The organism is Mycobacterium scrofulaceum, assembly GCF_002086735.1.
GTDB classification, from domain to species: domain Bacteria; phylum Actinomycetota; class Actinomycetes; order Mycobacteriales; family Mycobacteriaceae; genus Mycobacterium; species Mycobacterium scrofulaceum.
Map to the genome: position 1 here is coordinate 21,140 of NZ_MVIJ01000021.1, position 24,420 is coordinate 45,559.

Below are 24,420 nucleotides of genomic sequence, written 5' to 3' on the forward strand. Positions count from 1 at the left end.
CGCCGTGGCGGGTCGCTTTTCTCTCGCGGCGCGAATCAGCCGGCCATGAACTCCTGGTAGGCCGACTCCAGGGTCGGCGGCAGGGCCTGGACGTTGCACTGCCGTTCGGTGTCGCCGATCGGCGCCAGGATGCCGCGCAGGTCGTAGTACTCCTGCGGATGGGCCGTGAAGTAGCCCCGCAGGTTCGCCGCGGCCTCGGGCCGCGGCTGGCCGTAGGCCGCCGTGACCACCTGGTTGGCAGCCGGGTGCGCCGCCAGGTACTGCTCGGCCGAGCCCTGCACGGACGAGACGGTGGCGTGCACGCCGCCGGGGCTGCAGTCGGGCGCCGCGGCCGCCGTCGGCGCCCCGACGACACCCATGGTGATCCCCCCGAGCAGGCAGCCGGCGCTGATGCCGGCCAGTCGCCGGCGCGCGACAATACTGCTGATTTTCATGATCAATGTGTCCTTCGAAATGTGATGTGGTTCTTCAAGAGAGGCTCCCGATCCTCGAAAACCAAAGTAGCTGAAGCGGAAAGTGGCGGTGTTCGCTCACGACGAACGGGGGACCGCCAAACCGCCATTACGGCCACGGAACGGGGCCGTTCACTAAGCGAATGGTCAAATACGGTCGGCGACGTTGAGAATTCTTAAGGAAAGCAGGCCGGTTCTTAACGAATCGCCAGCAAGATCGTGACGGAATCGTGATGTGGATTCAACGCCGTTGCTTAGACCCTTGGATGAGCTGGAGCGCCTCGGCGACGGAATCGACCAGGGGCAAGCCGAGGCCGGTCACCAGGCGGGTGAGCCGCCGCAGCGCGACACCGCCGACGACGCTGCAGTGCAAACGCGCGACCTGGCACTCCTCCTGGACGAGCAGCAGCGCCCGAAGGCCCGCGCTGCCGAGGTACTCCACGCGCCTGAGGTCGAGGATCAGTGGCGCCCGCAACCGCACGAAGCGGCGGATGGCCTGGGCGACGAGGTCGGCGTTGGACGCGTCGATCTCGCCCTGGACGCGCAGCACGGTGGCGAGGGCGTGCGCTTGCACGTCCAGTTGCGCACCGGCGCAATCGATTTGATAGCAGTGGAGTCGCTTTTCGACTCGGTACGGTTGAGCAGTCATGTCGTCGCCCGTCGGGTGTCGTGGTCAGTGGTGAGCGACCGACGCCCACGGCCGCTCGCAAGAGGGCAGCTGTGGATTCAACCTGAGGTGACCATAGCCCTATGCGGCCGTCGGCGGGCGGGAATGACTTCGCTCGCGCGGGGCGCCCGGTCGAGGAGCCATCGCCACCAGCGGATTCAGCCCGGCGCAGCGGACAACTCTTCGTTTCCTGGCCCCGCGACGGCCGCTCAGATCCGGGAGAAGTCCGGGTGGTGCACCGGCGCGTCGGCGCCTTCGCTGCCATCCTTGCCGTGGCCGTCGGTGGCCGCCGGCGGCAGTGACCGCAGCCACGTCTCGACGCCGGGGCCGACGACCACCGCGCGTTCGGGGGCCAGCAGCGCCCCGGCGGCGAGCCCGGGAACGGCCGGCTGCACCGTTCGCACCCTACGGCTGTCGCCCTGCCGGGCAAGCACTTTCGAGGTCAGTTCGGGTAGCCGGATGGCGTCGGGGCCGGTGATGGTGCGCGGCGAGTGCGTCTGGCCCAGGGCCGTCTCCACCAGGACGTCGGCGACGGTGTCGGCCGCGATGGGCTGAATCAGCCAGTCCTCCACGATCACCTCGTCCCCGTCACAATTCACCGGCCCCGTGGGGCCGGTGGCGGATTCGTACCACGGGGTGGACTTCACGACCGTGGTCGGGACGGGGCCGTCGAGCAGGATTTCTTTCGCCGCCCGCTTGGCCTCGAAGAAGGGCAGGCCGTCGAACGCCGGGTCGTCGATGCCGGCCAGCGTCGACACCACCACCCGCTGGACCTCCCGCGCGGCGCACACGCCCATGAGGTTGCGCGAGGCGGTGATGAAAGCCTCGGCGATGGTGGGCTGTCCGTCGTCCGGCACGGGGTTGGACACGTCGATCGCGACGTCGACTCCCTTGAACGCGCGGTACAGCCCCTCCCCGCTGAGCAGATCGATTCCGTGTTCGCGGGAAACCTCGACCACCGCGACGTCGCGCGCCTTGAGCCTCGCGACGACGCGGGATCCCGCTGTGCCGGTCGCCCCGACGACGGCGATGGTGGTCAGACGCCTCACCCGCTTTCGTTGGTCGATCATTACTACCCAGCCGCCGTCGGTTCAAACGGTCGGGGTTCGGTGGAAACCGATCCCCCGTGATTGCGCGCACACCGCCGGAAGCGGTTTGGCGGCTCGGACGGCGGGAAAGCCGTAGAGGCGAGTTGCACAAAACCAGAGGCACAAAAACCAGAGGGAGGTCGACCCATGGGGGATGACAAGAGCGGGCCGCAGGAAGCGGTGCAGGGCGCCGTCGAGGGCGTCAAGGGCAAGGTGAAAGAGGTCGGCGGGGCCGCGCTGGGCCGCGACGATCTGGTCGAGGAGGGTCAGGCCCAGCAGGACAAGGCCGACGCTCAGCGTGACGCCGGCAAGAAGGAGGCCGAAGCCGAGTCCGCGCGGGCCGGCGCGGAGGCCGCCGAAGAGCGTCAGAAGGAAAACCAGTAGTTCGTTGGTGGAAAGGGGTCCGGTCCCGGTTCGGGGCCGGGCCCCCTTTTTTGCGTCCCCCTTTTTGCCCGCGCCGCCGGCGGGGTTTCAAACCGCGACGTCCGGCTATTCCTGGCGAGAACCGTCAGCGGTGGATGAGCGAGGTGGAGGATGGGCCTGACCGATCGGGTCGCGAGCATGGTCGCGTTCCTGCGCGCGGGCTACCCGAGTGGGGCGCCCGCTGTCGGCTACGCGCCGCTGCTGGCGCTGTTGCCGCGACGGGTGTCCGACGAAGAGGTCACCACCATCGCCACGAAGCTGCTCGCGCCCAAGCGTCCCTCGATCACGGGTCCCTCCATCACGACCGTCGACGTCGGGGTGGAGATCACCCGGGTCACCGACCGGCTGCCCTCGGTGGATGAAATCGACCGTGTGCGCCGCCGGCTGAGCGGGATGGGTTGGGCGGGACGCCGCCGCGCCTGAGCGCGGGGACAGTCACGCGTGTTCGAGGTCGACGACCAGGGGCCGATGGTCGGAGATCCCCATGGGCTCGGCCGCCACGGCGCCGCCGCGCAGGCGGCGGTCGTCGGTCAGGATGTGATCGAGCTGGCGGTCGGGGGCGTCCGCCGGGAAAGTCACCGCGGACGCCAACGCGCGCATGCCCGACCAGCGGCGCACCGTCTTCGGTGTCATGTTGAGGTCCCCGGTCAGTAGCCGCGGCCCGGGGAAGCCGCGCAGGTCGTGGACCAGCCGGCGCAGCTGGCGCCGATTCCAGCCCGGCACGAAGGAGAGGTGCGTGTTGGCCACGGTCAGCCCGCCCGTCGGGGTGCGCAGCTGCGCGATGACCGCCGCCCTCGGCTCTTCGTCGACGACCATCACCCGGTTGGGCCCGGGCAGGTACATCGGAAAGCGCATCGGAATGCGGGGCAGCCGCACCACCTGCCAGCTGGCCACCGGGTAGCGCGACAGCAGCGCGATGCCGTAGGCCGCGGTGCCGGGTTGTTCGCGACCGGTGGCGGCCATCCATGTCGCGCCGGGTGTGCCGGAGATGGCGGCCACGAACCGGTGTTCCACGGCTCCCATGGCTTCGGCCGCCACCGCGGTGAGGTCCGCGCGCTCCGAGCGCGGCTGATCGCAGTCGACCTCCTGCAGGCTGAGCACGTCGGGATCGAGGCGGCGCACGCAGTCCCGCAGCCGCTGCAGTTCCACCCCGTCACCGACGGTGCGGCCGTGCAGGATGTTGAAGGTCGCCACGCGCATGCGGTGTCTCGTACCCACTTTCGGCCCCGCGCAGTCCCGCGGCGGGGTCAGCACGCCCCGGGCACTCCTTCGCGCGCCGCCACCGACCGTGCGTCGCCGGTGTCGAACACCTCGACGATGACGTCCGCGTCCTCGTAGCATCCCAGCGATCGCAGCCCCGGGGTGCGCGCGATGACCGCGTGGGCCGCGTCGCCGGTGAGCGGGTAGTCGGCCACCTCGTGCCGCCAGTGCGCGGCAACGACGGTCGCGCCCGCTTGCAGCCGGGGACATTCCCGACGTAGCACCGCGGCCAGCGCGTCGGCACGCAGGTAGTACGCGACCTCGCTGAGCACCAGCAGGTCGAAGGGCCCGTCCGGCCACGGGGCGTCGAAGGACGACCGGGTCAGCGTGACCCGATCCCGGCAACCGCCCTGGCGCAACCGGGCGTCCGCGCCGCGCAGCGCCGCGCCGGCGACGTCGACCGCCGTCACATGGTCGCAGCGCCGCGCCAATCGCGCGGTCAGCGTGCCGATCGAGCAGCCCGGTTCGAAGGCGTGCCGGTACCGGCGGGCGGGCAGCAGCGCGAGGGTGATGGCGTACTTGCGCTGCTCGTACCACCGCGACGAGAGTGCCCAGGGGTCGTCGGCGCCGGCGTATATCCGGTCGAAGTAGGCGTCGGGCAACCGGGTGGTCACCGGAACACCACCTCGCCCACGGCGAGCAGCCGCTGCACGACGAACGGCGGTAATACGGGCGGGGTTTCGCCGCGGCCGGGCCGTAACTGGCTCCGGTAGCATTGCGCGGCTTGGCGTTTGCGGTTCACGGCCCAGCCCGGTGCGGGGACCGAGTGGGCGCGGTCCCACGGCACCACGGGGTCCGCGGGGGCGGCCCAATGCCACATCCAGACCGGGTATTCCAGCAGCGCGACGCCGGTGCGCTGGCATGCCGCCGCCGCCGCGCGCCCGACGGCTTCGTGGTCGGGATGGCCGTCGCCCCGCCAGGTGGCGGCGCACCAGGCGCCGGGGCCGGCGGCCCCCAGAATTTCGGTCAGGGCCCCGGTGAGCCGATCCTCGTGGTCGCCGAGCTCGCCGTCGGGCATGCCCAGCCGCGTCGGGGGAGGGACACCCAAAACGCCTGCGGCCCTGCGTAGTTCGTAGCGACGAGTCGTCGACAGCCGAAGCCGACCGGACAGCGTCGCCCCGGGCTGGGCGGCGCCGCCGTCGCTCACCGACACCACGCGGACGTCGACGCCGGACGCGATCAGCTGTGCGATCGTCGCCCCCAGGCCGAGGGTCTCGTCGTCCGGGTGAGGCGCCACGACGATCAGGCGCCGGCACCGCGCCAGATCCAGCAATGGCAGGGGGCTGCGCTCGAAAGCGGCCAGCCACAACGGCGCCGGAGTTCCGCCATAGGTCAGCGGCTTGGCCGCGAACCGGGCACTGTTGCTGGTCGGCGCGGTTCTCACGGCGTCCTCAGTGCTGGCGGCCGGCGAGCTGCCCGAGCTCGGCGAGGTCGCGCTCGGCGTGGCTCTGCCGGATATAGATGCTCAGGTCGGCGACGCGCTGGGCGTGCCGGCCATCCTGGCAGAGTGGACCCGGTCCCAGCGCGCGGCCGGTGCGGGTGATGGCCTCGTCGACCGCGTGTTCCACGACGGTGCGGACGCGGCGCGCCAGCAGCTGCGCCGTGCCGGTCCGGTCGAACGGGTCGGAGTCGACCTGCGCGGCCGCCGCGGCCAGGATCGCGTCGCCCGCGGCCAGCGCGGCGTCCACGGCGCCGAGGTGTGCCAACGAATAAGCGTCAGCGGATTCGCTTCTGGCGCAGCGGTACAGGGGGTCGGCGACGCGGCGCGCGCCCCCGATCCAGCAGGCGGCCACCCCGATGGCGCCGTGCCAGAACCCCGGCCTGTCCAGATAATCACCGGGATCACCCACGGCGACGGCGTGGGTGTTGGTGAACTGCACGGGCCGGGTGTCGCTGCCCGCCATGCCGGCGTTCCACCAGGTGCTGGGCAACGGCTTGACGCTGGCGTCGGTCACCTGCACGGCGAACAGGCCCCGCGTTCCGTCCTCGAGCCTCGCGGTCACCAGTGCGTGGGTGCAGAACCCTGCGCCCGAGCACCACACCTTCGTGCCCGTCAGGGTGAACGCGCCGCCCACGTCGGTCGCCGTCAGCACCGCATCGGGCGCCTCGGCTGCCCAAACACCCCAGAGCTGGCCGGATTCCGGTGGCTTACCGCCCAATTCGTGAAGTATCGCGACCGCGTCGACGTGCGCTTCGGCGACCCGGGCCGCCACGATGTCCTCCTCGGCCAGCGAGGCCAGGCGTTGCCAGCGTTCGGCGGTGCGCCCGGAGGCGGGCAGTGGCAGCTCGAGTCGTCCCGACTCCAGCCAGTGCCTGACCAACCCCGCCGTCACGTGCAATCACCCGCCGCCGATCTCCCCAGTTGCCTGAGGTGGTGAGCGAACCCGTGTGGCGCCCGAGCCTGGGTTCGCGCCGACGTGATGACGGAGAGTTCGGTGTCGCGATGGATACGGTAACCGGCGGCCTCGAATCGCTGGACCAGGTCGACATCCTCGCCGGAGGCCAGCGCGCGAAAGCCGCCGACCCGCCAGTAGGCACGCGCGCTGAAGCCCATGTTGGCCCCGTGAACGTGTTCGTGCTCGGTCTCGCCGGTGATCGGGTCGGCGTGGTAGCGCAGCAGATAGCGGTCGACGACGTCGGCGCCGTGCAGCCGCCAGTCGGTCACCCGCACGACGCCCAGGACCATGTCTGCGCCGACGTTCAACTGATGCACCAGCCAGTCGGGGTCGACGCGGCTGTCGGCGTCGGTGGTGGCGTACCAGCACCTGGCTTCCCCGAAAAGCGACCGCGCGTAGCCGAATCCGACCGCGCGCGCGGTGCCGACGTTGTGGGCGTCGACGCTGACGAAATGCACGTCGGGCCCGTACTCGCCGGCCAATTCGCCGCTGCCGTCGTCGCAGTCGTCGAGCACGACCACGACGGTGACCGGAACGGGTGCGCAGAGGCCCGCGGTGAGGACCGCGCGCAGGCAGTCAGGCAGCTTCGCCCGCTCGTTGTGGGCGGGTATCACGACTGCGGCGGCATCGTAGGCGCGTAGCCAAGCGGTTGACACTACGAAAGATTTGCCCGATTGCCCGCAAGTTAAACGGGCTTACCAACCCGGACACCGCATCCGCGCAGGTTGCACCGGCCGACGGCGGGGTATGACCAATGCACCATGGCACCCATCGAGACCCACGCCGACGCGCCCCCGCCCAGCACGCGGCTGCGGCACGCACTGCGGGGCGCGGCGTCGGCGCTGAAGGAGAACGGGCCGCGCTTCGCGCTGGCCGGCAGCTACGCATTGTGGGCCTACGGCGCGCCCGAACCCACCCACGATGTCGACCTGGTGGTGGCCGAATCCGACGTGGACGACGCCGTGGCCACCCTCACCGACGCCGGCTTCGCCGTAGAAAGGCCCCCGGAGGATTGGCTGTTCAAGGCGCGCACCGGCGATACGGTGGTCGACGTTCTGCACCGCCTCAACGGCGTGCGGGTGGAGCCGTCGACCCTGGACTGCGCCGAGCAGCACGACGTGCTCGCGGTCCGGATGCCCGTGCTGCCGCCGACGATGGTGCTCATCCAGCAACTGCGTGCCCTGGGGGAGCACCACTGCGACTTCGCCAAGCTGCTGCCGGCCGTGCGCGCCGTCCGCGAACGGCTGGACTGGGAGCGGATCCGGGCGCTGACCGCCGACAACGACTACGCGGTCGCGTTCCTCGTGCTGGTCGAACGGCTCGGCCTCACGGGTCAGTGCCTCACGGATCAGTGATTGCGCAGCTTGGCGACCAGTTTGTCCTTCGTCAGGCTCGAGTAGCCGGACATGCCAAGCTCTTTCGCACGCTTCTTCAGCTGGGGAACCGTCCAGTCCTGGTAGGAGCCGGACTTGCCGCCCTTGCGCCCCACCGAGGACTTGCCCCGCGCGGCGGCCGCGTTGGAGATCCGGGCCGCCTTCTCCTTGGAGTCGCCCTGCTTGCGCAGGTCCTCGTACAACTTCTCGTTCTTGATCGACGAATTCGGCATGGTCCATCCTTCCTGTCGCGCTTCCTGTCGCGATGAGACATCCCTGGCGTCCCGGTTAGGGTGCCCGCGCGGGTGGTGGTGAAAACCCAAGTCTTCGCCCGGGCGCTATCCATCGCCTGGTGGGTTACCTAGCATTGATGCGGGTAGTCGTCGGGGTGGTGATCACAGCGAAGAGCGAAAACGGCGAGCTGCGCGGCGTGGTGGCGATCGGCGCCTCCGCCGGCGGGGTGGACGCCCTGTCCAGGCTGGCAGCGGGGTTGTCAGCCGACGTGCCCTACGCCTACCTGTTGACGCTGCACATTCCCGCAGATGCGCCGAGCTTCCTGGCCCGCATCGTCGACCGGAGCGGGCCGCTGCCCGCCGTCGCGGCCGAAGACGGCGTTGCGCTCGAACCGGCACGGATTTACGTCGCCCGGCCAGATCGCCACCTGATGGTCGACGACCACCGGGTGGTGCTGTCGCAGGGCCCGACCGAGAACGGGCACCGGCCCGCCATCAACGCGATGTTTCGCTCCGTGGCGCTGGCATTCGGCCCCCACGCGATCGGTGTCCTGCTCTCGGGGGTGCTCGACGACGGCGTGCTGGGCCTGGGAGCGATCCGCTCGCGCGGCGGCACCACCATCGGCCAGTCGTCCGAGGACGCGCTGTTTCCCGCGCTGCCGAACAACGCGCGCGATGCCGGCGTGCTCGTTCGGGAGGCCGCGGCCGCCAAGATCGGCATGCTCCTCAAAGAGCTGTCGCACCACGAGCCGAATGATCCGAAGATGAAGCGCGACGCAGCCATGGAACTCGAGAACCGGATCGCGACGATGTCACGATTCGCGACCGACTTCGACACCCAACAGCTGGGCGTCCCGTCGGGATACAGCTGCCCGGACTGCAAGGGCTCGCTGGTGTCCATCAGCGAGGGCAACTTCCGCTGCCAGGTGGGTCACGCCTGGACGGCCGGCCCGTTGCTCGCCGCGCGGGACGACGAGGTCGAGGGCGCGCTGTGGGTGGCGCTTCGCAGCCTGCAGGAGAAGGCCCGGTTGGCGCGACAACTGGCGGAGAAGGCGGGGCCGGGTGTGCTCAATCGCCGTTATACCGGCCTCGCCGACGAAACCGAGCGGGCGCTGAGGGTGCTCAGCGACCGGTTGTCCAGCGGCGGGCCTGGCCGCGGTGGTTCCGATGGCTGAGCCGTGGTCGGCTATTCGCGTCGCTACGCACGCGCAGCACGACGTGCCGATCCTGGTGGCCGACGGGGTGCTTGACAGCTCCACCTACCGGGGCCTGCGCGACACGGTCATCAAGGCCGCCCTCGACGAGCCTCGCGCGGTGATCGTCGACGTCGACCGGCTCGCCGTGCCGACGGCGACGGCCTGGACGGTATTCACCAGCGCCCGCTGGCACGTCAGCATCTGGCCGGACGTCCCCATCCTGCTGGTGTGCTCGGCGCCGCAGGTGCGACGGGCGATCACCGCGGCCGGCGTGGCCCGGTATGTGCCGGTCCACCCCGGCCGTGAGTCGGCGCTGCGCGCCGCGCACAGCGGCTCGTCACACGTCCGGCGGCGGGCGCGCACCGAACTTCCGCGCTCGCCGGGCACCGTCACCCTCGCCCGCGCCGCGGTCACCGACTGGCTCACCGCATGGGACAGCCGCGACGTGATTCCCATCGCGTCCACGGTGGCCACCGTCTTTGTCGAGAACGTCCTCGACCACACCGAGAGCGCGCCGGTGCTGATCGTCGAAAGCTACCGGGACGACGTCACCGTCGCGGTGGAGGATTGCAGCAACCGGTTGCCGGGTCGGCACGAGGACGCCGCGCGCGGCGCCGAAATCGTGTCCGGGCTCGCCTTCGTATCCGCACTGTGCCGAGCCTGGGGCGCCACCCCGACGTCGTCGGGCAAGACGGTCTGGGCATTGGTCGGTCGCGAGAACCGATTCTGACGTCGCGAGTAGTGTTCAAGTCCTTCGGCCCTGCTGGATCTGGACGGGACATGAATGGACGGGACGACTGACGAGGCTTTCGAGGCCCTGCTGTGCTACATGCGGGACTCTCGCGGCTTCGACTTCACCGGCTACAAGCGCACGTCGCTGATGCGCCGTGTCCGCCACCGGATGGATCAGGCGGGCTACAGCACCTTCGAGGAATACCTCGATTTCCTGCAGGCGAGTTCCGAGGAGTTCGCCGCGCTCTTCAACACCATCCTGATCAACGTCACCGCCTTCTTCCGTGATGCCGACGCCTGGGAATACGTCAGCTCCGAAGTCATCCCCCGGATGCTCGCCGAGCGCGGTCCGGCCGACCCGATCCGGGTATGGAGTGCGGGATGCGCGTCCGGAGAGGAGGCCTACACGCTGGCCATGCTGCTCGCCGAGGCTTTGGGGCCCGAGGCGTTCCGCCAGCGGGTCAAGATCTACGCCACCGACATCGACGAGGACGCGCTGACCGAGGCGCGCGCCGCGTCGTATGACGCCAAGGCCGTCGAGGGGGTGCCGGCCGAGCTGCTGGCGCGCTACTTCGAACAGGTCAACGGCCGCTACGTCTTTCACAAAGACCTGCGACGCGCGGTGATCTTCGGCCGCAACGACATGGTCAAGGACGCCCCCATCTCCCGCGTCGACCTGCTCGTGTGCCGGAACACGTTGATGTACCTCAACGCCGAGACCCAGCGAAACGTGTTGGGCCGCCTGCACTTCGCCCTGGCGCCGCAGGGCACGCTGTTCCTGGGACGCGCCGAGATGCTGCTCAGCCACGGCGACCGGTTCACCCCGTTGAATCTGAAACACCGGATCTTCCGCAAGGCGATCGGGAGCCACACCGGCGTGGAGCGCTACGATCCCGCCGGGGCGTTCTACGAACGCAACGTGGACCTTACGGGCTTGATGACGGTGCGCGACTTGGCATTTCGCGCCAGCCCGGTAGCCCAGATCGTGGTCACCGGCGAGGACACCGTCGCCATGATCAACCAGCAGGCCGAGAGTTTGTTCGGGCTCTCGGCTCGCGACATCGGCCGGCTGCTGCGCGACCTGGAAGTGTCCTACCGCCCGGTGGAGCTGCGCGCCTATCTGGAGCAGGCCAAGGTGGAGCGGCGCTCGGCGCGGATCCAGGACGTCAAATGGCAGCGGCCGGGCGCCGAGACGGTGTGGTTCGAGATCCACGTCAATCCGCTCGTCGACGCCGAGAACGGGTTGCTCGGTGTGTCGATCGTGTTCTTCGACGTCAGCGCGACACGCGCCCTGCTGGACAAGGTGGTGCAAACCAACCGCCAGCTCGAGGCGGCATACGAGGAACTGCAGTCCACCAACGAGGAACTCGAGACCACCAACGAGGAACTGCAGTCCACGGTGGAGGAACTCGAGACCACCAACGAGGAATTGCAGTCCACCAACGAAGAACTAGAGACGATGAACGAGGAACTGCAGTCCACCAACGACGAATTGCACACCATCAACGACATGCTCCGGGAACGCAGCCTGGAGCTCGACGAGGCGAAGGACTTTCTGGATTCGCTGATCTACTCCGTGGGCATGGGGATGGCCGTGGTGGACCGCGAGATGAAGGTGACGTTGTGGAACCGCGGCTGCGAGGAGCTCTGGGGGCTGCGCGCCGACGAGGCGATCGGCATCAGCCTGACCGCCCTGGACATCGGCCTGTCCCTGGACACCGTGCGTCCGCTGATCGGCAACGCGTTCGTGGACGCCGACAGCTCCGGTGAGACGGAGGTGGACGCCGTCAACCGGCGCGGGCGGCCGGCGCGGGTGCGGATCACGTGCACGCCGTTCCGGTCGAGGGAGGGTGCCGTCGGGGGCGCGCTTTTGCTGATGGACGTGGTGAGCTAAACCGCTCAGTGCCCCCACCGCGCGGCCGCCTCCTCGGCCGCCTGGTGGGCCAGCTGCGCGCGGCGTCGCGATTCGGCGGCCCGGCGCCGCGCCGTCGCCACCGTCTGGGCGGTGGCGCCGAACCCCGAGGAGAGGTCGTCGCGCCTGCGGCTGAGTTCGGCGGCGCGCATCCCGGCGAGTTCGGCGCGGCACGCCGCGGTGTTGACCAGGTCGTCGCACGGCGGCCTCTGGTTGGCCGGAGTCCCCGCGCCGCTGTCTTCGTCGGTTGCCGGCTGCCCGCCGCGCGCGCCCGGCGGCGGTTCGGGCAACGGCTCAGGCAGCGGCGCGCCCGCGACGATGTCGGCCAGGACGCGGCCGATCTCGTGAACCGGCAAGGCCAGGTCGGCCCCCGCCCGCGCGGCCGCCACCGGCATCGACGGGTACCGCGCCGTGGCCGGGCTCTCCGCGACGACGATGGCGCCGGCCCGCTTCATCGCCGCGGTGCCCGCCGCCCCGTCCTGCCCCGACCCCGACAACACCGCCGCCGCGCTGCGCGCTCCGTACGATGCGGCTACCGAGCGCAGCAGCACGTCGAAGCGCCGCACCCCGCGCCCGCTCATCGCGCGCAGGTGGCAGCGGCCGTCCGGCGTCAGCTCGAGATCCATGCCCGGCGGACAGACCACCGCCCACCCCGGGGCCAGCGTCTGACCGTCGCGCGCCCACCCGACCCCCAGGGCGGTGTGCCGGCGAAGAATCGTGGGCAGCACGCTGTCGTGATCGCCGAGGTGTTGCTGAACGACGACGGCGGCCGGAAACTCGGCCGGCAGGTCACCCAGGACCGTCGACAGGGCGTCCAAGCCACCCGCCGACGCCAGCAGGATCACCAGCTCGACGACGTGCCGTCGCGCGCCGTTCGCCACCCCTCCAGTCTTCCAAAGCGGCGGCCGCGCCACAGTCCCGCGAGCGATCCCTTGTCGTCGGGGTCCTCCCGGGTTATCCGAAATGCGAAATGGTTCCCCCGGGGGCGAAGTGGCTGCGGTGCCGCAGTTTCGCCGATACGGGGCGGGGTACGCACCCACGCCAAGGGCGACGCAAGGGGGTTTGAAGTGAGGATTGCGATCGTCAGCGGCGACGACATCGTCGATGACGACCCACAGCAACTGTGCGCCGCGCTCGCGGACCACGGCCACGAGGTCACCGGGTTCGTCCGGCGCAAGGGCGGCCGACCTGCGGGAACGCACTCCGCCGGCCACCGCACCGTCACGGTGCCCGCCGGTCCCAGCGCGGCAAAGTCAGCCGCGGACGTGCTGCCGTACGTCGGCGACTGGGCGGGCGCGCTGGCGCGTGAGTGGGCGGCCGAGAAGCCCGACGTCGTGCACGCGTACGGCTGGCTCGGCGGTCTGGCGGCCCAACTGGCCGCGCGGCGCCAGGACGTGCCGACCGTCCAGAGTTTCCTGGGACTGGCCAGCACATGCGGGTTCGCCGGCGCAGCGCCACCGGAGAGCGAGCGGCTTCGCATCGAACCGTTGCTGGCCCGCAGCGCGACATGGGTGACCGGCGAGAGCACCGACGACGTCGACGCACTGAGCCGGCTGCGCCGCAGCCGGACCCGCGTGTCCGCTTTGACGAGTGGCGTCGACGTCGAGCTGTACACCTCCAACGGCCCGGCGCTCGCCCGCACCGACCTGCACCGCGTGCTCTGCATCGCGCCGAACCCGCTGCCCGGCAACGGTTTCGATATCGTCATCCGCGCCCTGCCCCGGGTTCCGGCGGCGGAGCTGGTGATCGCGGAGACCAAACCCACCAACCGGGCCCACGACGAGGCGCGCGCCCGGCTGCGACAGCTCGCCGCCGGGCTGGGGGTGGCCGACCGGGTCCGGTTCGCGGGCACGGTCACCGATGATGAACTGCCCATGCTGCTGCGCTCCGCCGACGTGGTCGCGTGCACGCCCCGGCGGCCGCCCCGCGCGACGACGGTGCTCCAGGCGATGGCCTGTGGCGTGGTGGTGGTGGCTTTCGGCGTCGGGGTACTCAACGACGCCGTGGTGGACAGCGTCACCGGGCTGGTGCTGTCGCCGGGGTCCCCCCGGCGGCTGTCCACCACGTTGAGAAGCCTGCTCGCGCAGAGCTTTCAGTGCGAGAGCATGGGCTCGGCCGGTCGCAGCCGCGCGCTGTCCCGCTACGCCTGGGACCGGATCGCCCTCGACTGCCTGAACATCTACCGCCAGGTGAGCGCCCCAGTTTGGTCATCCAGGCGCTTGCAGTCATCGGGAGTCCGGTGATGCAATATTGACAGCCCAATGTCCCAGGGGGCGCCAGCCATGACCGCCATGACGAGCATCAGCGACAACACCCGCCGCAACGGCGCCGCCCGTGCGGTCGGTCAACTGCCCGGCGTGAACCAGGCCGACCCCGGCCCGGCGCCGGCAGACGATGCGGTGCGGCGGACGCACGGGGCCGCCTCGGCCGTCCGGTATGACCAGTTCCGCACCATCGACGCGCAGGCCGCGCGGCAGTTCTTTGCAGGGGCCTACCAACCCGGCTGGCGCGTCACCGGACTCACCAGCCGCTCCGCGGTTTCGCACCGGCGGTGCGAGGCGGATTCGCTCACGGTCGACGACGTGACGATCCAGGGTCGGGTCGCGCTGGAAATACCGGCCTCCGACACGGTCGTCGTCATCCAGCCGCGGGCGGGGTCGATGAGTGTCGCGGGCGGCCCGCAGGCCACGGGGGAGTTCCCCATACTGGTGGCCCACGACCTGGCGTGCGTGCTGCAGTGCAACGGCGCGCGGTTCGACGTGGTGAGCATCGCCCCGGACGTGCTGCACAAGGTCGCCGCGGATGGGCGCGCGCCGATTCCGCAGCAGGTGCGCTTCCTGGACTGGCGGCCCCGCTCGCGCGCGGCCGTGCGGGCGTGGCATCGGGCGCTGGAGTACGTGGCGTCGACCCTGGCCGGCCCGGACACCCCCCAACAGCCGCTGATCGTGGCGGGGCTGGCGCCGCTGCTGGCCGGCGCGCTGCTGCAGTGCTACCCGTCCAACGTCACGGAGCTTGACCTGGCGGACGAACCCGTGCCCGAAACGCTCAAGGACGCCGTGTCTTTCATCCATCGGCACGCCGGCGAGGACGTCAGCATCAACGACGTGGCCGCCGCCGTGCACCTGACGCCCCGCGCGGTGCAGTACCTCTTCCGCCGCCAACTCGATAGCACGCCAACGGAATACATTCGCCGCGTGCGACTCAGCCGCGCCCATCAGGAGCTGTTGGCCGGCGCGCCGCCCAACACGACCGTCACCGAGATTGCCCAGCGCTGGGGTTTCGCGCACACGGGCAGGTTCGCAGTGCTCTACCGGCAGACGTACGGACAGAGCCCGCATACCACCCTCCGACACATGACCCCGCCGCCGTCCTGACCCGGCTGTTGTCACCCGACCGTTATGGTCCGGCTGCCGTGCGCACAACACGCCGCTGAGCTCCAGGTCAGGCCCATCGCGTTCACCCCGCGTCGCACCGGGCGCCGGCTGCCCGCGATGTCGGGGAAAACGACGAAGCGAAAGTGAATTTCGCGCGTCGAGTTCTGCGCGATACGCCTGGTTGAGCCCTGATCGGGGCGAGTGGCCGGCCGTACGGTGTCGTGCATACGCGCCGACGGGGGTTTTTGCGGGTAGGCTGGGGTCAGGTTGAGTCCCCAGCTGCCGTTATCAACGGGCGCAATTCGGACACCGTCGTCGCTCGCCCTGCTCACCACAATCCCTGAAGGGCGCACTCAACATGACTGCTCTAGCTGATCTGCATACATCTGATCCCCATACACCCGAGCCCCATACACCCGAGCTGCTCGGACAACCGCGCAGCAGGTACCAAATCGATTGCGCCGGAGCGCAAATCCACGTGCACGCCCGCAGTGTGGCCACCGTCCTGCGCATCGATGGCGAGGTCGACGCGGCCAACACCAACCTGGTCACCGAGACGATTCGCCGCTTTTCGCGGCTGAAGGCCCCGCTCATCCTCGACCTCAGCGGCCTGGATTTCCTTGCGGGGTCGGGCCTTCGGGCGCTACTGGTCCTCGACGAGGAGCACCGGCGGGCGCGGCTGCGATACTGCGTGGTCGGCGGCACGGCGCTGCGCCGGCTCACCCGGGTGGTGCCCGACCACGGACTGCCCATCGCCGACTCGGTCGCATCGGCCCTTTCGCGCATCGAAGGCGCCACGACCGCGCGCCGTCGGTTGGTTTCGGGCCCGGCCCGCCAGCACGAACCGCAGCGCGACGCGTCGACGCGACTTCGGGGGCTGGCCTCCTGAGAGCCCGCGTCCTGGGAACCCACTAGCCGCGCAAGCGGCGCATCAACTCCTCGGCGGCGCGCCGGCCACTGGCCATGGCGCCGTGCACGGTGGCCGGATTGTCGACGCCGACCGCTTCGCCAGCCAGGTAGAGCCGGTCACCGATCGGCTCCTGCAGCCGGCGCCGGTCGTCCAGGCCGGAGCCGGGTGCGTGAAATGAGTAGGCGCCGCGCGCGTACGGGTCGGTGCTCCAGTTCGACGTCTTGACCTCGACCGGCGAGGCGTCGTCGCCGAAGAGCCGGTGCGCGATGGGTCGCGCGGTGGCCACCAGTTCACCCGATGCCGCGGATTCCACCGCGCGCCCACGGCCGCCGGCGTTGAAGGCCAACACAATCGGGCCCGCGTTCGCGGGCAGGGTGAACCATTGGGCCCACCAGCCGTTGTCGGCGCTCAGGTATTGGTAGAAGGCGTTGTCCACCGTCCAGCCGCGCCGGTCGAAGCGGAAGAAACTCTTGGACAGCACCCCGAAGCCCAAGGCGTCGATCGCGTGGCGGTGGGGCCCGGGCAGCGGCGGGTCGAAGGCGATCGCACCGGCTTTCAGCACGCCGAGCGGAACGGTGACGATCGCCGCCGGTCCCGAAAACGACCGCTCCGTCGTCCGCACGACGACGGTGTCACCGCGCTGCGCTACCGCGGTCACCGGCGTGTTCAGCTCGATCCGAAGGCCGTCGGCGAGCAGCTTCGGCAGGGCGTCGTAGCCGTTCGTGACCACAACCTGGTCGCCACCGGTGTAGTCGCCCTCGTCGAATGTGATGGCGGACAGCTGATCCGCGTCGGCGGCGAACTCGTCCTCGATCTCGGTGGTGAGGTAGAAGGCCAACTCGGCACGGCCGGAGGTGGACAGCGTGGCGCCGCCGGCCGCGGCGTCGATCGCGGCGGCCAGGCTGCCGCCGTCGACCCGATAACGCGCCCGCTCCACGAACGCGCGCCACAGGGTCGGGTCGTAGTCGAGCCGTGGCAGTCTGGGATCGATCACGAGCCTGGCCCAGCTGTAGTAGTCGGTCGTGGCCAGCTGCGCCCGCGCCTGCCGCGCGAGCTCGGTCAGCGGGTTGTCCGCCGTGCCGTGGATCCACGACGCGCCCATCTCCAGCGGTGCGCCCCAGTCGCGGTCGGTGTGCACGCGGCCGCCGATGCGGTCGCGTGCTTCGATCACCCGCACCGGCCAGCCCGCGCCGGCGAGGCTGCGCGCGGCGGACAGTCCGGCCATCCCGGCGCCGATGACCAGCACCGACCGGGTGTCCGGCCGCGTCGGGCGCGCGGACGGCGGGCGCCGCGGCGCGCAGGCGGCCGGCAGGGCGCCGCCCGCCACGCCGACGGTCGCCGCGATGAATTCCCGACGGGATATCGGGTACACGGGTGTTAGCGTCTCACACAGAAATCGTTTGCCGGATTTACCGAATCCGAACGGACCTTAGGGATAAACTTGCGACAGTCCTTAACTGCGGCGACGCGGCCGCGTTCGACGGGGGAGCGGCGATGAGTGCTCGACGATCGGTTCGGACGGTCGACCCCTACCCCGACGCGTTGCCGCCCAGCCGGGCCGTGACCGTGCGGGCGACCGACGGCACCCGCCTGCACGCCGAGGTGTTCGGGCCGCCCGACGGCTATCCGATCGTCCTGACGCACGGCATCACGTGCGCCATCCGGGCCTGGGCCTACCAGATCGCGGACCTGGCCGGCGACTACCGGGTGATCGCCTTCGACCATCGCGGGCACGGGCGCAGCGGAATGCCCCGGCGCGACGGGTACAGCATCAAACACCTTGCCTCCGACCTGAATTCGGTGCTGGACGCGACGCTGGCGCCGCACGAGCGCGCCGTGCTGGCCGGCCACTCGATGGGCGGCATCACGATCGCCGCATGGTCGTCGCGCTACCGGCACATGGTTCGCCGGCGCGCCGACGCCGTCGCGCTGATCAACACCACGACCGGCGACCTGGTCCGCAAGGTGCAGCTGTTGCCGGTGCCGCACGGGCTGTCCCCGGCCCGGGTCGCGGCCGCCCGCGCGCTGATCAACGCATTCGGCGGAGTCCCGATCCCCGGCGCCGCCCGCCTCCCGAGCCGGTACCTGATCGGGATACTGGCGGTGGGCCGCGACGCCGACCCCGGCGTCGCCAGGATCGTCCATCGGTTCTTCGAGCAGACGTCGCCCGCGGGGCGCGCCGGTTGCGCCAGGATGCTGGTCGCGGCGCTGGGGTCGCGCCACCTGGAGCTGGACGGTCTGACCGTGCCGACGCTGGTCATCGGGAGCGAACGCGACCGTCTGACCCCGATCAGCCAGGCCCGCAGGATCGCGGGCACCGCGCCGAACGTCGTCGGCCTGGTCGAGTTGCCCGGCGGGCACTGCTCGATGCTGGAGCACCCGCGCGAGGTGAACCGCCACCTGCGGGCGCTCACCGAATCGGTGACCCGGGACGTGCGGATCAGTTCATAGCAGGGCGGTGATCTCGGCGGCCGCCCGCTGACCGGACCGCACGGCGCCGTCGAGGAACCCGGTCCACTCGTCCGCGGTCTCGGTGCCGGCCCAGTGAATGGGCCCGACCGGCTCGCGCAGCCACGGCCCGAACCGTGTCCACGATCCCGGGGGGACCGCGGCGGTGGGGCCGCCGGGAGCGAATTGCTCGGCGCCCCAACGATGATCGACATAGTCCAGCGGTTTGAGCGCGTCGTCGCCGAACAGGGTCGCGAAGCAGCGCAACGTGTCGTCGCGCCGCTGCTCCGGGGACAGCGAGTCGAACGCGCGCGCGTCGACGAAGCCCATCAGGATGCCCGGCCCGTCGGCGTGCGGGCTGACGTCGAAGGTGATGAACACCGGCCCGGTGTCGGAGAGTGCCTGGCCGGAAAAGCCATTGGCGCGCCAGAACGGCGTGGAATAGGCCGCGTAGGCCTTGCTGAGCCGGCCCTGCGGCCAGTGCTCGGCGAGTTGGTGGTACTCGGCGGGCAGCGGGGGAGCGAACTCGATCGACGCCCGGTGGGCGGGCGGCACCGCGACGACGACGAATCCGGCCTCGGCCTGGCCGACGTCGGTGGTGACGGTCACGCCGGCGCCGTGTCGGTCGATGCGGCGGACCGGCGCGCCCAGCACGACCCGGGTGCCCAGCTCGGCGGCCGCGGCCTCGGCGATCTGCTGGGTGCCGCCCGGGAAACGGTCCTGCTGGGCGCCGTTCTCGACGTCGAGCAGCCGGTCCAGCCCGCCCGCGGCGTGCGTGTAGCGGGCCGCGTGCAGCATCGACACGTCGTCGGGTTCGCAGCCCCAGGTCACCCGGGCCACGATCGCCAGCAGATCGCGCGACGAGGCGGTGGCGCGCACCGAACGCAGCCAGCCGCCGAGCGACAGCCCGTCGAGCTCGCGCGCCCGGCGCGCGTCCCACGGCGCCGACACCGGGATGCTGCGGGCGATCCGGTCGAATTGCCAACGCAACCGGCCGATGTCGAGCAGGCCGGTCAGCGAAAGCTTCGGGATGGTGCCGCGGTAGGAATGCGTCCAGCCGCGCCAATGGATCACGTTCTTGCCGTCGTGGTGGGTCGGTACGGTTCCGACGTCGAGCTCCGCGGCCAGCGCCAACACCGCGTCCTGCGTCGGGCCGACGAACGTGCCCCCCAGGTCGGCGGGCAGCCCCGCCACGCTGCCGGTGAACGACCGGCCGCCGACGCGGTCGCGGCCCTCGAAGACCACCACGTCGTGGCCCTGGCGGGCCAGCTCGCGCGCCGCGGCGAGCCCCGCAAAGCCGGCGCCGACCACGACTACGTCGACGATCCACGGCGGATTTGGCACGCGCACCAGTCAACCGCATTTCCGCGGATTCGTACGGCAAATGCCTACACCCGCGGACGCCGGCTGGTTGGCCGAGATGGCCCGAGAACTACGGGGCGACGGTCAGCCAGTCGGCGAACCCGGACGGGTCGTGGCGGCCCAGCGCGCCGTGCTCGTAAAGACCCCAGCCCTCTTGGGGTGCGCCGTCACCGTCGCGGCACACGGCGCGGCCGACGTGGTCGATGACGCCGAAGCCCGACCGCGCGACGATCGCCGGGTCGGTCATGTCGTAGGTGCGGCGTTCGACGAACTTCTCGCCCTTCCACATGCCGTGCAGCCAGTCCGAGTCGCCGCCGTAACCGCCGCCGACGTGGATGGGCACCGGCAGCTTTGACTCGACGTCGAAGTGCACCGGCGTGCCGTCGGGCGCGGTGGCGTCGATGGTCGCCCCGGTGGGGATGCGGGTGCCGGAGCGGTAGTGGATCTTGACCTGCGGCCAGCCGAGTTGCTCGACGCGGCCGTCGCGCCAGATCCGGGTGCAGTCGTTGAGCGAGCGGAAGCCGTTGGGCTCCTCCTGGATGATGAGCACGATGGCGAAGTCGTCGAACGCCATCGGCACGTACAGCCACCACATCCCCTCGAACGGGGGGTCGGCGGGCCGCCCCGCCGGCTCGGGCTCGCCGATCGGCCTGATGCCCCAGGACCGGTCGCGGCTGCCCAGCCAGGTCGCGGGGTCGACGGCGATCTCCTCGCCGTCGACGGCGATGCGGCCGCTCCAGCTGCCGAGCTGGGCGAACCGCTGCGCATCCAGCGTCACCCGGTTGCCCGACCGCAGCACGTGCGGCTGCTCCTGCACGACGTCGAACAGCCCCTCCCAGGTGAGATCGGCTGCGATCCCTTCGGTTTCGTCGAGGACGAGCCGCAGCTTGCGCAGCGGCTCGATGACCTCGATGCGGTAGCCGTTGACGCGCTGGTTGAGCCGGTCTTGGTCGATGGCGTCGCACAGGTGCACCGCGGTCTGGGTGTCCCCGCGCCGGACCAGGAAGAACGCGTCCTTGACGCCGAGGTTGGGGTAGTAGCCGATGCCGCTGATGACGAAGATGTTCCCGGTGCGGTCGTGCGCGTTGAAGTAGGAGCGGTCATAGAAGTTGCGGTCCGAGGAGCCCGGCCACGCGATCGGCTGCGGGATCTGATGAACCGGGAACTCGTCGAGCGGGCCGAGTGAATGCGGCATTACTGGTCCTCTCCGTTAGTGCCCTCGCCGACCGTGCCCTCGCCGATCGGACCCTCGCCGATCAAACGCCGCATCAAGCCGGCGTGGTAGAACAGCGACTCGACATCGTCGGGCTTCTCGGTCTCGCCGAAGTGCACCCGGCGCGCGCCGGTGCGCATGAAGACGCACGCCCACATGACGCCGGAGTAGACGTAGAACCAGCGCAGGTCGCCGATTTGGACGCCGGTCAGTCGCCGATAGGTGGCGCGCACGTCGTCCTCGCGCATCACCTCCGGCAGGCCCGGCAGCCCCGCCAGGCCGGTCAGCTCCTGAAACACCATGTGCGCGTAGATCATCCACGCCACGTCGAGCTCGCGCGGCCCGAGCGTGACCATCTCCCAGTCCAGCACCGCCACCGGGTGGAAGTCGCGGTACAACACGTTGCCCACCCGGGCGTCGCCCCAGAGCAGCACCGGCTCGCGCGCGGCCGGTTCGGCCGGCCAGTTGTCCTGCAGCCAGGCGAAGGTGCGTTCCAGCAGCGGCGAGCGGCCGATGTCGGGCACCGCGAAGTCGTACCAGGACCGCACCCAGTTGAAGTGCCGGCGCAGGGCGGTGTCCCCCTCTTGGCCGTCGGACAGGAAGCCAAAGGTGTTGGCCGCGCTCGGGATCGAATGCAATTTGGCAAGCACCCCGACCGTGGCGTCCTGCAGTTCGCGCTGGCGTTCGGGCGGGGCGTCGGCGAACCAGTTGTTGCCGAACGTGTAGGGCATCACGTCGGGCGGCACCACCCCGTCGACGTAGTCCATCACGAAGAAGGGTGTGCCCAGCACTTCGCCGGTGGGCTCGAGCCAGCGCACCGGCGGGACGGGGACGTCGGTGAGCTCGCCGACTTTGCGGATGACCTCGAATTGGTGGTCCAGCCGGTACGTGGGGAAGACCTGCACGTCCTCGGCGGCGGGCGCCACCCGGGTCACGAGTTTCTGCTCGGTCGGCCCGCCATCCTGCTGCCAGCGCGCCGTCAGGATGATGGTTTCCGACGACATGCCGGTCGAGTCGACCCCGCTTTCCACGGTCACCTGCGGGTCGGCGCCGGCGGGCAGCACGGTCGACAGCCATTTCGACATCACCGAGGGCAGCGTCGTGACGTCGCGGCTGGAGCGCTGCAGCCGATCGACCTTGTCGAGCACGGGTTCGTTGGCCACGGGTGCCTCCATTCCTTGAGACTTATTCTCTTTGAGACCTCGGCGCGGCAATTACGATACGGTAGGTAGCGTTATGAAAGCAGACCCGCCCGCCCTTGACAAGGCCCTTGAGAAGGCGCCCGGCGCAGGCCGCCCGCGGGACCCGCGGATCGACTCGGCCATCCTATCGGCGACCGCGGAACTGCTTGTCCAAATGGGCTATTCCAGCCTGAGCCTGGCCGCGGTCGCCGAGCGCGCGGGAACCACGAAGTCGGCGCTGTACCGACGCTGGTCGAGCAAGGCCGAACTGGTGCACGAGGCGGCCTTCCCGGTTGCGCCGACCGCGCTGCAGGCGCCGGCCGGGGACATCGCCGCCGACATCAGGATGATGATCGAGGCCACCCGCGACGTCTTCACCACCCCGGTCGTTCGCGCCGCGCTGCCTGGGCTGGTGGCCGACATGACGGCCGATCCCGCGCTGAACGCCCGGGTGATGTCCCGGTTCGCGGACCTGTTCGCGACGGTGCGGGTGCGCCTGAGCGACGCCGTCGATCGGGGCGAGGCCCACCCCGACGTCGACCCGGACCGGTTGATCGAGCTGATTGGGGGAGCCACCATGCTGCGCATGCTGCTGCGCCCGGAGGAGGAACTCGACGACGCGTGGGTGGAGCAGACCACCGCCATCGTCGTGCACGGGGTGACGCGGTGACGGGGCGGCTGGCCGGCCGGGCCGCGATCGTCACCGGCGGTAGCCGCGGACTGGGCCGCGCGATCGCGCTGGCGCTGGCGGCCGACGGTGCCGCGGTGGCGGTGGCGGGGCGCACCGAGCAGGTGTGGGACGAGCGGTTGCCGGGAACCATCGGGGAGACGGTCGCCGAGATCGAGGCGGCGGGCGGGCGCGCGGTGGCGGTGCGGGCCGACCTGACCGACCGCGACGACATCGCCCGGTTGGTGGCCTCGGCGCGAGATACCTTGGGGCCCCTCACGATTCTGGTGAACAACGCGGCCTTCACCGCGCCGGGCCGGCCCCCGGCGCCGGGCGCAGAGCCTCGCGCGAAGTCCGCGTCGGGCGGCACCAAGGCCGCCAAGGCCGCGTCGGGCGGCGCCAAACCGGGCTGGCCCGGATTCGTCAGCATCCCGCTGGCCGCGTATCGCCGACATTTCGACATCGCGGTGTTCGCCGCCTACGAGCTGATGCAGCTGGTGTGCCCCGACATGATCGAGGCGGGCGGCGGGGCGATCATCAACATCTCCTCGGTCGCCTCGAGGATCCCCGGCAACGGGCCGTACCCCGACCGCAGCGGTGGCGTGCTGCCCGGCTACGGCGGTTCCAAGGCTGCGCTCGAGCACCTGACCCAGTGCGCGGCATACGATCTCGCCGACCATCGCATCGCCGTCAACGCCCTGTCACCGTCGAAGCCGATCCTGACTCCGGGGCTGGCCTACTATGCCCGCGAGTTCGACGAAACGGCGGAGTCCGACGAATTCGCCCGTGCGGCAGTCGAACTGGCTCTGGTCGACCCCGCCGAGGTCACCGGCCGCACGATCGGCCATCTGCAGGTTCTCGACGGCAGCTTCCGGCCTTTCCAGCCCGACTAGACCGGCTTGTTCGCCGTGACCGCGTTGATGATCACGGCATACAGCCGCTGCCATTTCGGGGACTGGAATCCCGCCTGCAGCAACAGCTTCTCGGCCCGGTGCCTGGTGCGGGCCCTGCCGCCGCGGCCGACGGCGAGGGTCGGCACCAGCCACGGCGAAAACCGGTCGACGAGCACCAGGCTTCCGCCGGGCCGCAGCACCCGGGCGCACTCCATCAGCCCCGCCAGTTGGTCGGCCCAGTGATCGAACGACGTGGTGCTGACGACCAGGTCGAAGGCGCGGTCGGCGTAGTTGAGCTCTTCGGCGACCCCCAGGCCGAAGCTCAACCGCGGGTCGCGGGCGAGGCTCCTTGCGACGGAAACCATCTGCGGGGCCGCGTCGACCCCGGCGAGGTGCCTGGCGTTCGGATAACGGCGGGCCAGGCGCTGCAGCAGGTAACCGGTGCCGCATCCCACGTCGAGTACATATTCGGGGGCGGTGACCGTCGCCACGGCCAGCTGTGCGGTGCGATCGGCGATTTCGTGGTGCAACCGGCCGCGCCAGCCGCGGTCGTAGCCGGCGGCGCGATCGTCGAACGGGGCGACATCCCGATGTGGGGGCACACGCCGAGTGTCTCACCGGGGGTGCCCCGTTGACGAGG

At 70.5% G+C, this 24,420-nt stretch carries 27 protein-coding genes; 12 read left to right on the plus strand and 15 right to left on the minus strand.

Translation table 11 applies throughout. From position 1 onward, the window contains the following. Positions 1–35: 35 nt before the first annotated feature. From BST44_RS15105 to BST44_RS15115, 3 genes are all read right to left on the minus strand, one after another. Positions 36–434 carry a heme-binding protein gene (locus BST44_RS15105; RefSeq protein ID WP_083177920.1) on the minus strand — a complete coding sequence of 133 codons (399 nt, stop codon included), beginning with the start codon at positions 432–434 and terminating at the stop codon, positions 36–38. Positions 435–693: 259 nt separating this feature from the next. Then, positions 694–1,101: an STAS domain-containing protein gene (locus BST44_RS15110; RefSeq protein WP_083177921.1), complete on the minus strand. Its 408-nt coding sequence runs from the start codon at positions 1,099–1,101 to the stop codon at positions 694–696. 227 nt (positions 1,102–1,328) lie between these two features. Next, on the minus strand, positions 1,329–2,168 hold the full coding sequence (locus BST44_RS15115) for an SDR family oxidoreductase (protein WP_083177989.1): 840 nt from the start codon (positions 2,166–2,168) through the stop codon (positions 1,329–1,331). A gap of 186 nt (positions 2,169–2,354) precedes the next feature. Between BST44_RS15115 and mbp1 the strand changes: the two genes are divergently transcribed. Together mbp1 and BST44_RS15125 are read left to right on the plus strand one after the other, a co-directional pair. Then, the gene (gene mbp1, locus BST44_RS15120; protein ID WP_083177922.1) at positions 2,355–2,591 is read left to right on the plus strand and encodes a microaggregate-binding protein 1; all 237 of its coding nucleotides are present in this window, start codon (positions 2,355–2,357) and stop codon (positions 2,589–2,591) included. 150 nt (positions 2,592–2,741) lie between these two features. After that, positions 2,742–3,053 (plus strand): DUF3349 domain-containing protein, encoded by a 312-nt coding sequence (locus tag BST44_RS15125; RefSeq protein WP_083177923.1) that lies wholly within the window; start codon positions 2,742–2,744, stop codon positions 3,051–3,053. A gap of 12 nt (positions 3,054–3,065) precedes the next feature. On the opposite strand, the gene BST44_RS15130 is transcribed toward BST44_RS15125, so the two are convergent. The 5 genes from BST44_RS15130 to BST44_RS15150 are packed head-to-tail and all read right to left on the minus strand — an operon-like array spanning position 3,066 to position 6,942. Beyond that, positions 3,066–3,830, minus strand: coding sequence for an endonuclease/exonuclease/phosphatase family protein (locus BST44_RS15130; protein ID WP_083177924.1), 765 nt, complete (start codon positions 3,828–3,830; stop codon positions 3,066–3,068). Between the two features lie 47 nt (positions 3,831–3,877). Continuing rightward, positions 3,878–4,504 (minus strand): SAM-dependent methyltransferase, encoded by a 627-nt coding sequence (locus BST44_RS15135; protein ID WP_244184825.1) that lies wholly within the window; start codon positions 4,502–4,504, stop codon positions 3,878–3,880. Further along, the gene (locus BST44_RS15140; protein ID WP_083177926.1) at positions 4,501–5,274 is read right to left on the minus strand and encodes a PIG-L deacetylase family protein; all 774 of its coding nucleotides are present in this window, start codon (positions 5,272–5,274) and stop codon (positions 4,501–4,503) included. Before BST44_RS15140 ends, BST44_RS15135 begins: the two co-directional genes overlap by 4 nt. A 7-nt stretch (positions 5,275–5,281) precedes the next feature. Next, complete coding sequence (locus BST44_RS15145; protein ID WP_083177927.1) at positions 5,282–6,223, minus strand: acyl-CoA dehydrogenase family protein; 942 nt, start codon at positions 6,221–6,223, stop codon at positions 5,282–5,284. Then, the gene (locus tag BST44_RS15150; RefSeq protein WP_167380207.1) at positions 6,220–6,942 is read right to left on the minus strand and encodes a glycosyltransferase family 2 protein; all 723 of its coding nucleotides are present in this window, start codon (positions 6,940–6,942) and stop codon (positions 6,220–6,222) included. Before BST44_RS15150 ends, BST44_RS15145 begins: the two co-directional genes overlap by 4 nt. Positions 6,943–7,047: 105 nt before the next feature. On the opposite strand from BST44_RS15150, the gene BST44_RS15155 reads away from it, so the two are divergent. Continuing rightward, positions 7,048–7,641, plus strand: coding sequence for a nucleotidyltransferase family protein (locus BST44_RS15155; RefSeq protein WP_083177929.1), 594 nt, complete (start codon positions 7,048–7,050; stop codon positions 7,639–7,641). On the opposite strand, the gene BST44_RS15160 is transcribed toward BST44_RS15155, so the two are convergent. Continuing rightward, a complete protein-coding gene (locus tag BST44_RS15160) occupies positions 7,635–7,892 on the minus strand; it encodes a DUF7218 family protein (RefSeq protein WP_083177930.1) in 258 nt (85 codons plus the stop codon). The two genes, BST44_RS15155 and BST44_RS15160, sit on opposite strands and share 7 nt — an antisense overlap. Before the next feature lie 137 nt (positions 7,893–8,029). Between BST44_RS15160 and BST44_RS15165 the strand changes: the two genes are divergently transcribed. From BST44_RS15165 to BST44_RS15175, 3 genes are read left to right on the plus strand one after another with little or no spacing between them, the layout of a single operon-like run. Then, positions 8,030–9,067: a chemotaxis protein CheB gene (locus tag BST44_RS15165; protein WP_142274510.1), complete on the plus strand. Its 1,038-nt coding sequence runs from the start codon at positions 8,030–8,032 to the stop codon at positions 9,065–9,067. Next, positions 9,060–9,818 carry an STAS domain-containing protein gene (locus BST44_RS15170; protein WP_083177932.1) on the plus strand — a complete coding sequence of 253 codons (759 nt, stop codon included), beginning with the start codon at positions 9,060–9,062 and terminating at the stop codon, positions 9,816–9,818. Before BST44_RS15165 ends, BST44_RS15170 begins: the two co-directional genes overlap by 8 nt. Before the next feature lie 54 nt (positions 9,819–9,872). Then, positions 9,873–11,714, plus strand: coding sequence for a CheR family methyltransferase (locus BST44_RS15175; RefSeq protein WP_083177933.1), 1,842 nt, complete (start codon positions 9,873–9,875; stop codon positions 11,712–11,714). Between the two features lie 5 nt (positions 11,715–11,719). Here BST44_RS15175 and BST44_RS15180 read toward each other — a convergent pair whose 3' ends face one another. Continuing rightward, positions 11,720–12,613 (minus strand): chemotaxis protein CheB, encoded by an 894-nt coding sequence (locus BST44_RS15180; protein WP_083177934.1) that lies wholly within the window; start codon positions 12,611–12,613, stop codon positions 11,720–11,722. Positions 12,614–12,799: 186 nt separating this feature from the next. Between BST44_RS15180 and BST44_RS15185 the strand changes: the two genes are divergently transcribed. The 3 genes from BST44_RS15185 to BST44_RS15195 all read left to right on the plus strand — a co-directional run bounded on the left by BST44_RS15185 (position 12,800) and on the right by BST44_RS15195 (position 15,995). Beyond that, positions 12,800–13,975 (plus strand): glycosyltransferase, encoded by a 1,176-nt coding sequence (locus tag BST44_RS15185; RefSeq protein ID WP_083177935.1) that lies wholly within the window; start codon positions 12,800–12,802, stop codon positions 13,973–13,975. 48 nt (positions 13,976–14,023) lie between these two features. Then, positions 14,024–15,106, plus strand: coding sequence for a helix-turn-helix transcriptional regulator (locus BST44_RS15190; protein WP_083177990.1), 1,083 nt, complete (start codon positions 14,024–14,026; stop codon positions 15,104–15,106). Positions 15,107–15,584: 478 nt separating this feature from the next. After that, complete coding sequence (locus tag BST44_RS15195; protein WP_083177936.1) at positions 15,585–15,995, plus strand: STAS domain-containing protein; 411 nt, start codon at positions 15,585–15,587, stop codon at positions 15,993–15,995. 22 nt (positions 15,996–16,017) lie between these two features. On the opposite strand, the gene BST44_RS15200 is transcribed toward BST44_RS15195, so the two are convergent. Further along, positions 16,018–17,388 carry a flavin monoamine oxidase family protein gene (locus BST44_RS15200; RefSeq protein ID WP_142274508.1) on the minus strand — a complete coding sequence of 457 codons (1,371 nt, stop codon included), beginning with the start codon at positions 17,386–17,388 and terminating at the stop codon, positions 16,018–16,020. Between the two features lie 122 nt (positions 17,389–17,510). On the opposite strand from BST44_RS15200, the gene BST44_RS15205 reads away from it, so the two are divergent. After that, a complete protein-coding gene (locus BST44_RS15205) occupies positions 17,511–18,467 on the plus strand; it encodes an alpha/beta fold hydrolase (RefSeq protein WP_083177937.1) in 957 nt (318 codons plus the stop codon). Here the strand turns inward: BST44_RS15205 and BST44_RS15210 are convergent. From BST44_RS15210 to BST44_RS15220, 3 genes are all read right to left on the minus strand, one after another. Then, complete coding sequence (locus BST44_RS15210) at positions 18,462–19,808, minus strand: flavin monoamine oxidase family protein (protein ID WP_083177992.1); 1,347 nt, start codon at positions 19,806–19,808, stop codon at positions 18,462–18,464. The two genes, BST44_RS15205 and BST44_RS15210, sit on opposite strands and share 6 nt — an antisense overlap. Positions 19,809–19,896: 88 nt before the next feature. Then, complete coding sequence (locus tag BST44_RS15215) at positions 19,897–21,021, minus strand: Rv3169 family protein (RefSeq protein ID WP_083177938.1); 1,125 nt, start codon at positions 21,019–21,021, stop codon at positions 19,897–19,899. Beyond that, positions 21,021–22,202, minus strand: a complete 1,182-nt coding sequence (locus tag BST44_RS15220) for a phosphotransferase family protein (RefSeq protein WP_083177993.1) — start codon at positions 22,200–22,202, stop codon at positions 21,021–21,023. Before BST44_RS15220 ends, BST44_RS15215 begins: the two co-directional genes overlap by 1 nt. Positions 22,203–22,275: 73 nt before the next feature. On the opposite strand from BST44_RS15220, the gene BST44_RS15225 reads away from it, so the two are divergent. Continuing rightward, positions 22,276–22,890 carry a TetR/AcrR family transcriptional regulator gene (locus tag BST44_RS15225; RefSeq protein ID WP_083177939.1) on the plus strand — a complete coding sequence of 205 codons (615 nt, stop codon included), beginning with the start codon at positions 22,276–22,278 and terminating at the stop codon, positions 22,888–22,890. After that, entirely contained in the window at positions 22,887–23,780 is an 894-nt protein-coding gene (locus BST44_RS15230; protein WP_083177940.1) for an SDR family NAD(P)-dependent oxidoreductase, read from the plus strand. Before BST44_RS15225 ends, BST44_RS15230 begins: the two co-directional genes overlap by 4 nt. Here BST44_RS15230 and BST44_RS15235 read toward each other — a convergent pair. Beyond that, entirely contained in the window at positions 23,777–24,382 is a 606-nt protein-coding gene (locus BST44_RS15235; protein ID WP_083177941.1) for a class I SAM-dependent methyltransferase, read from the minus strand. The two genes, BST44_RS15230 and BST44_RS15235, sit on opposite strands and share 4 nt — an antisense overlap. Positions 24,383–24,420 lie beyond the last annotated feature (38 nt).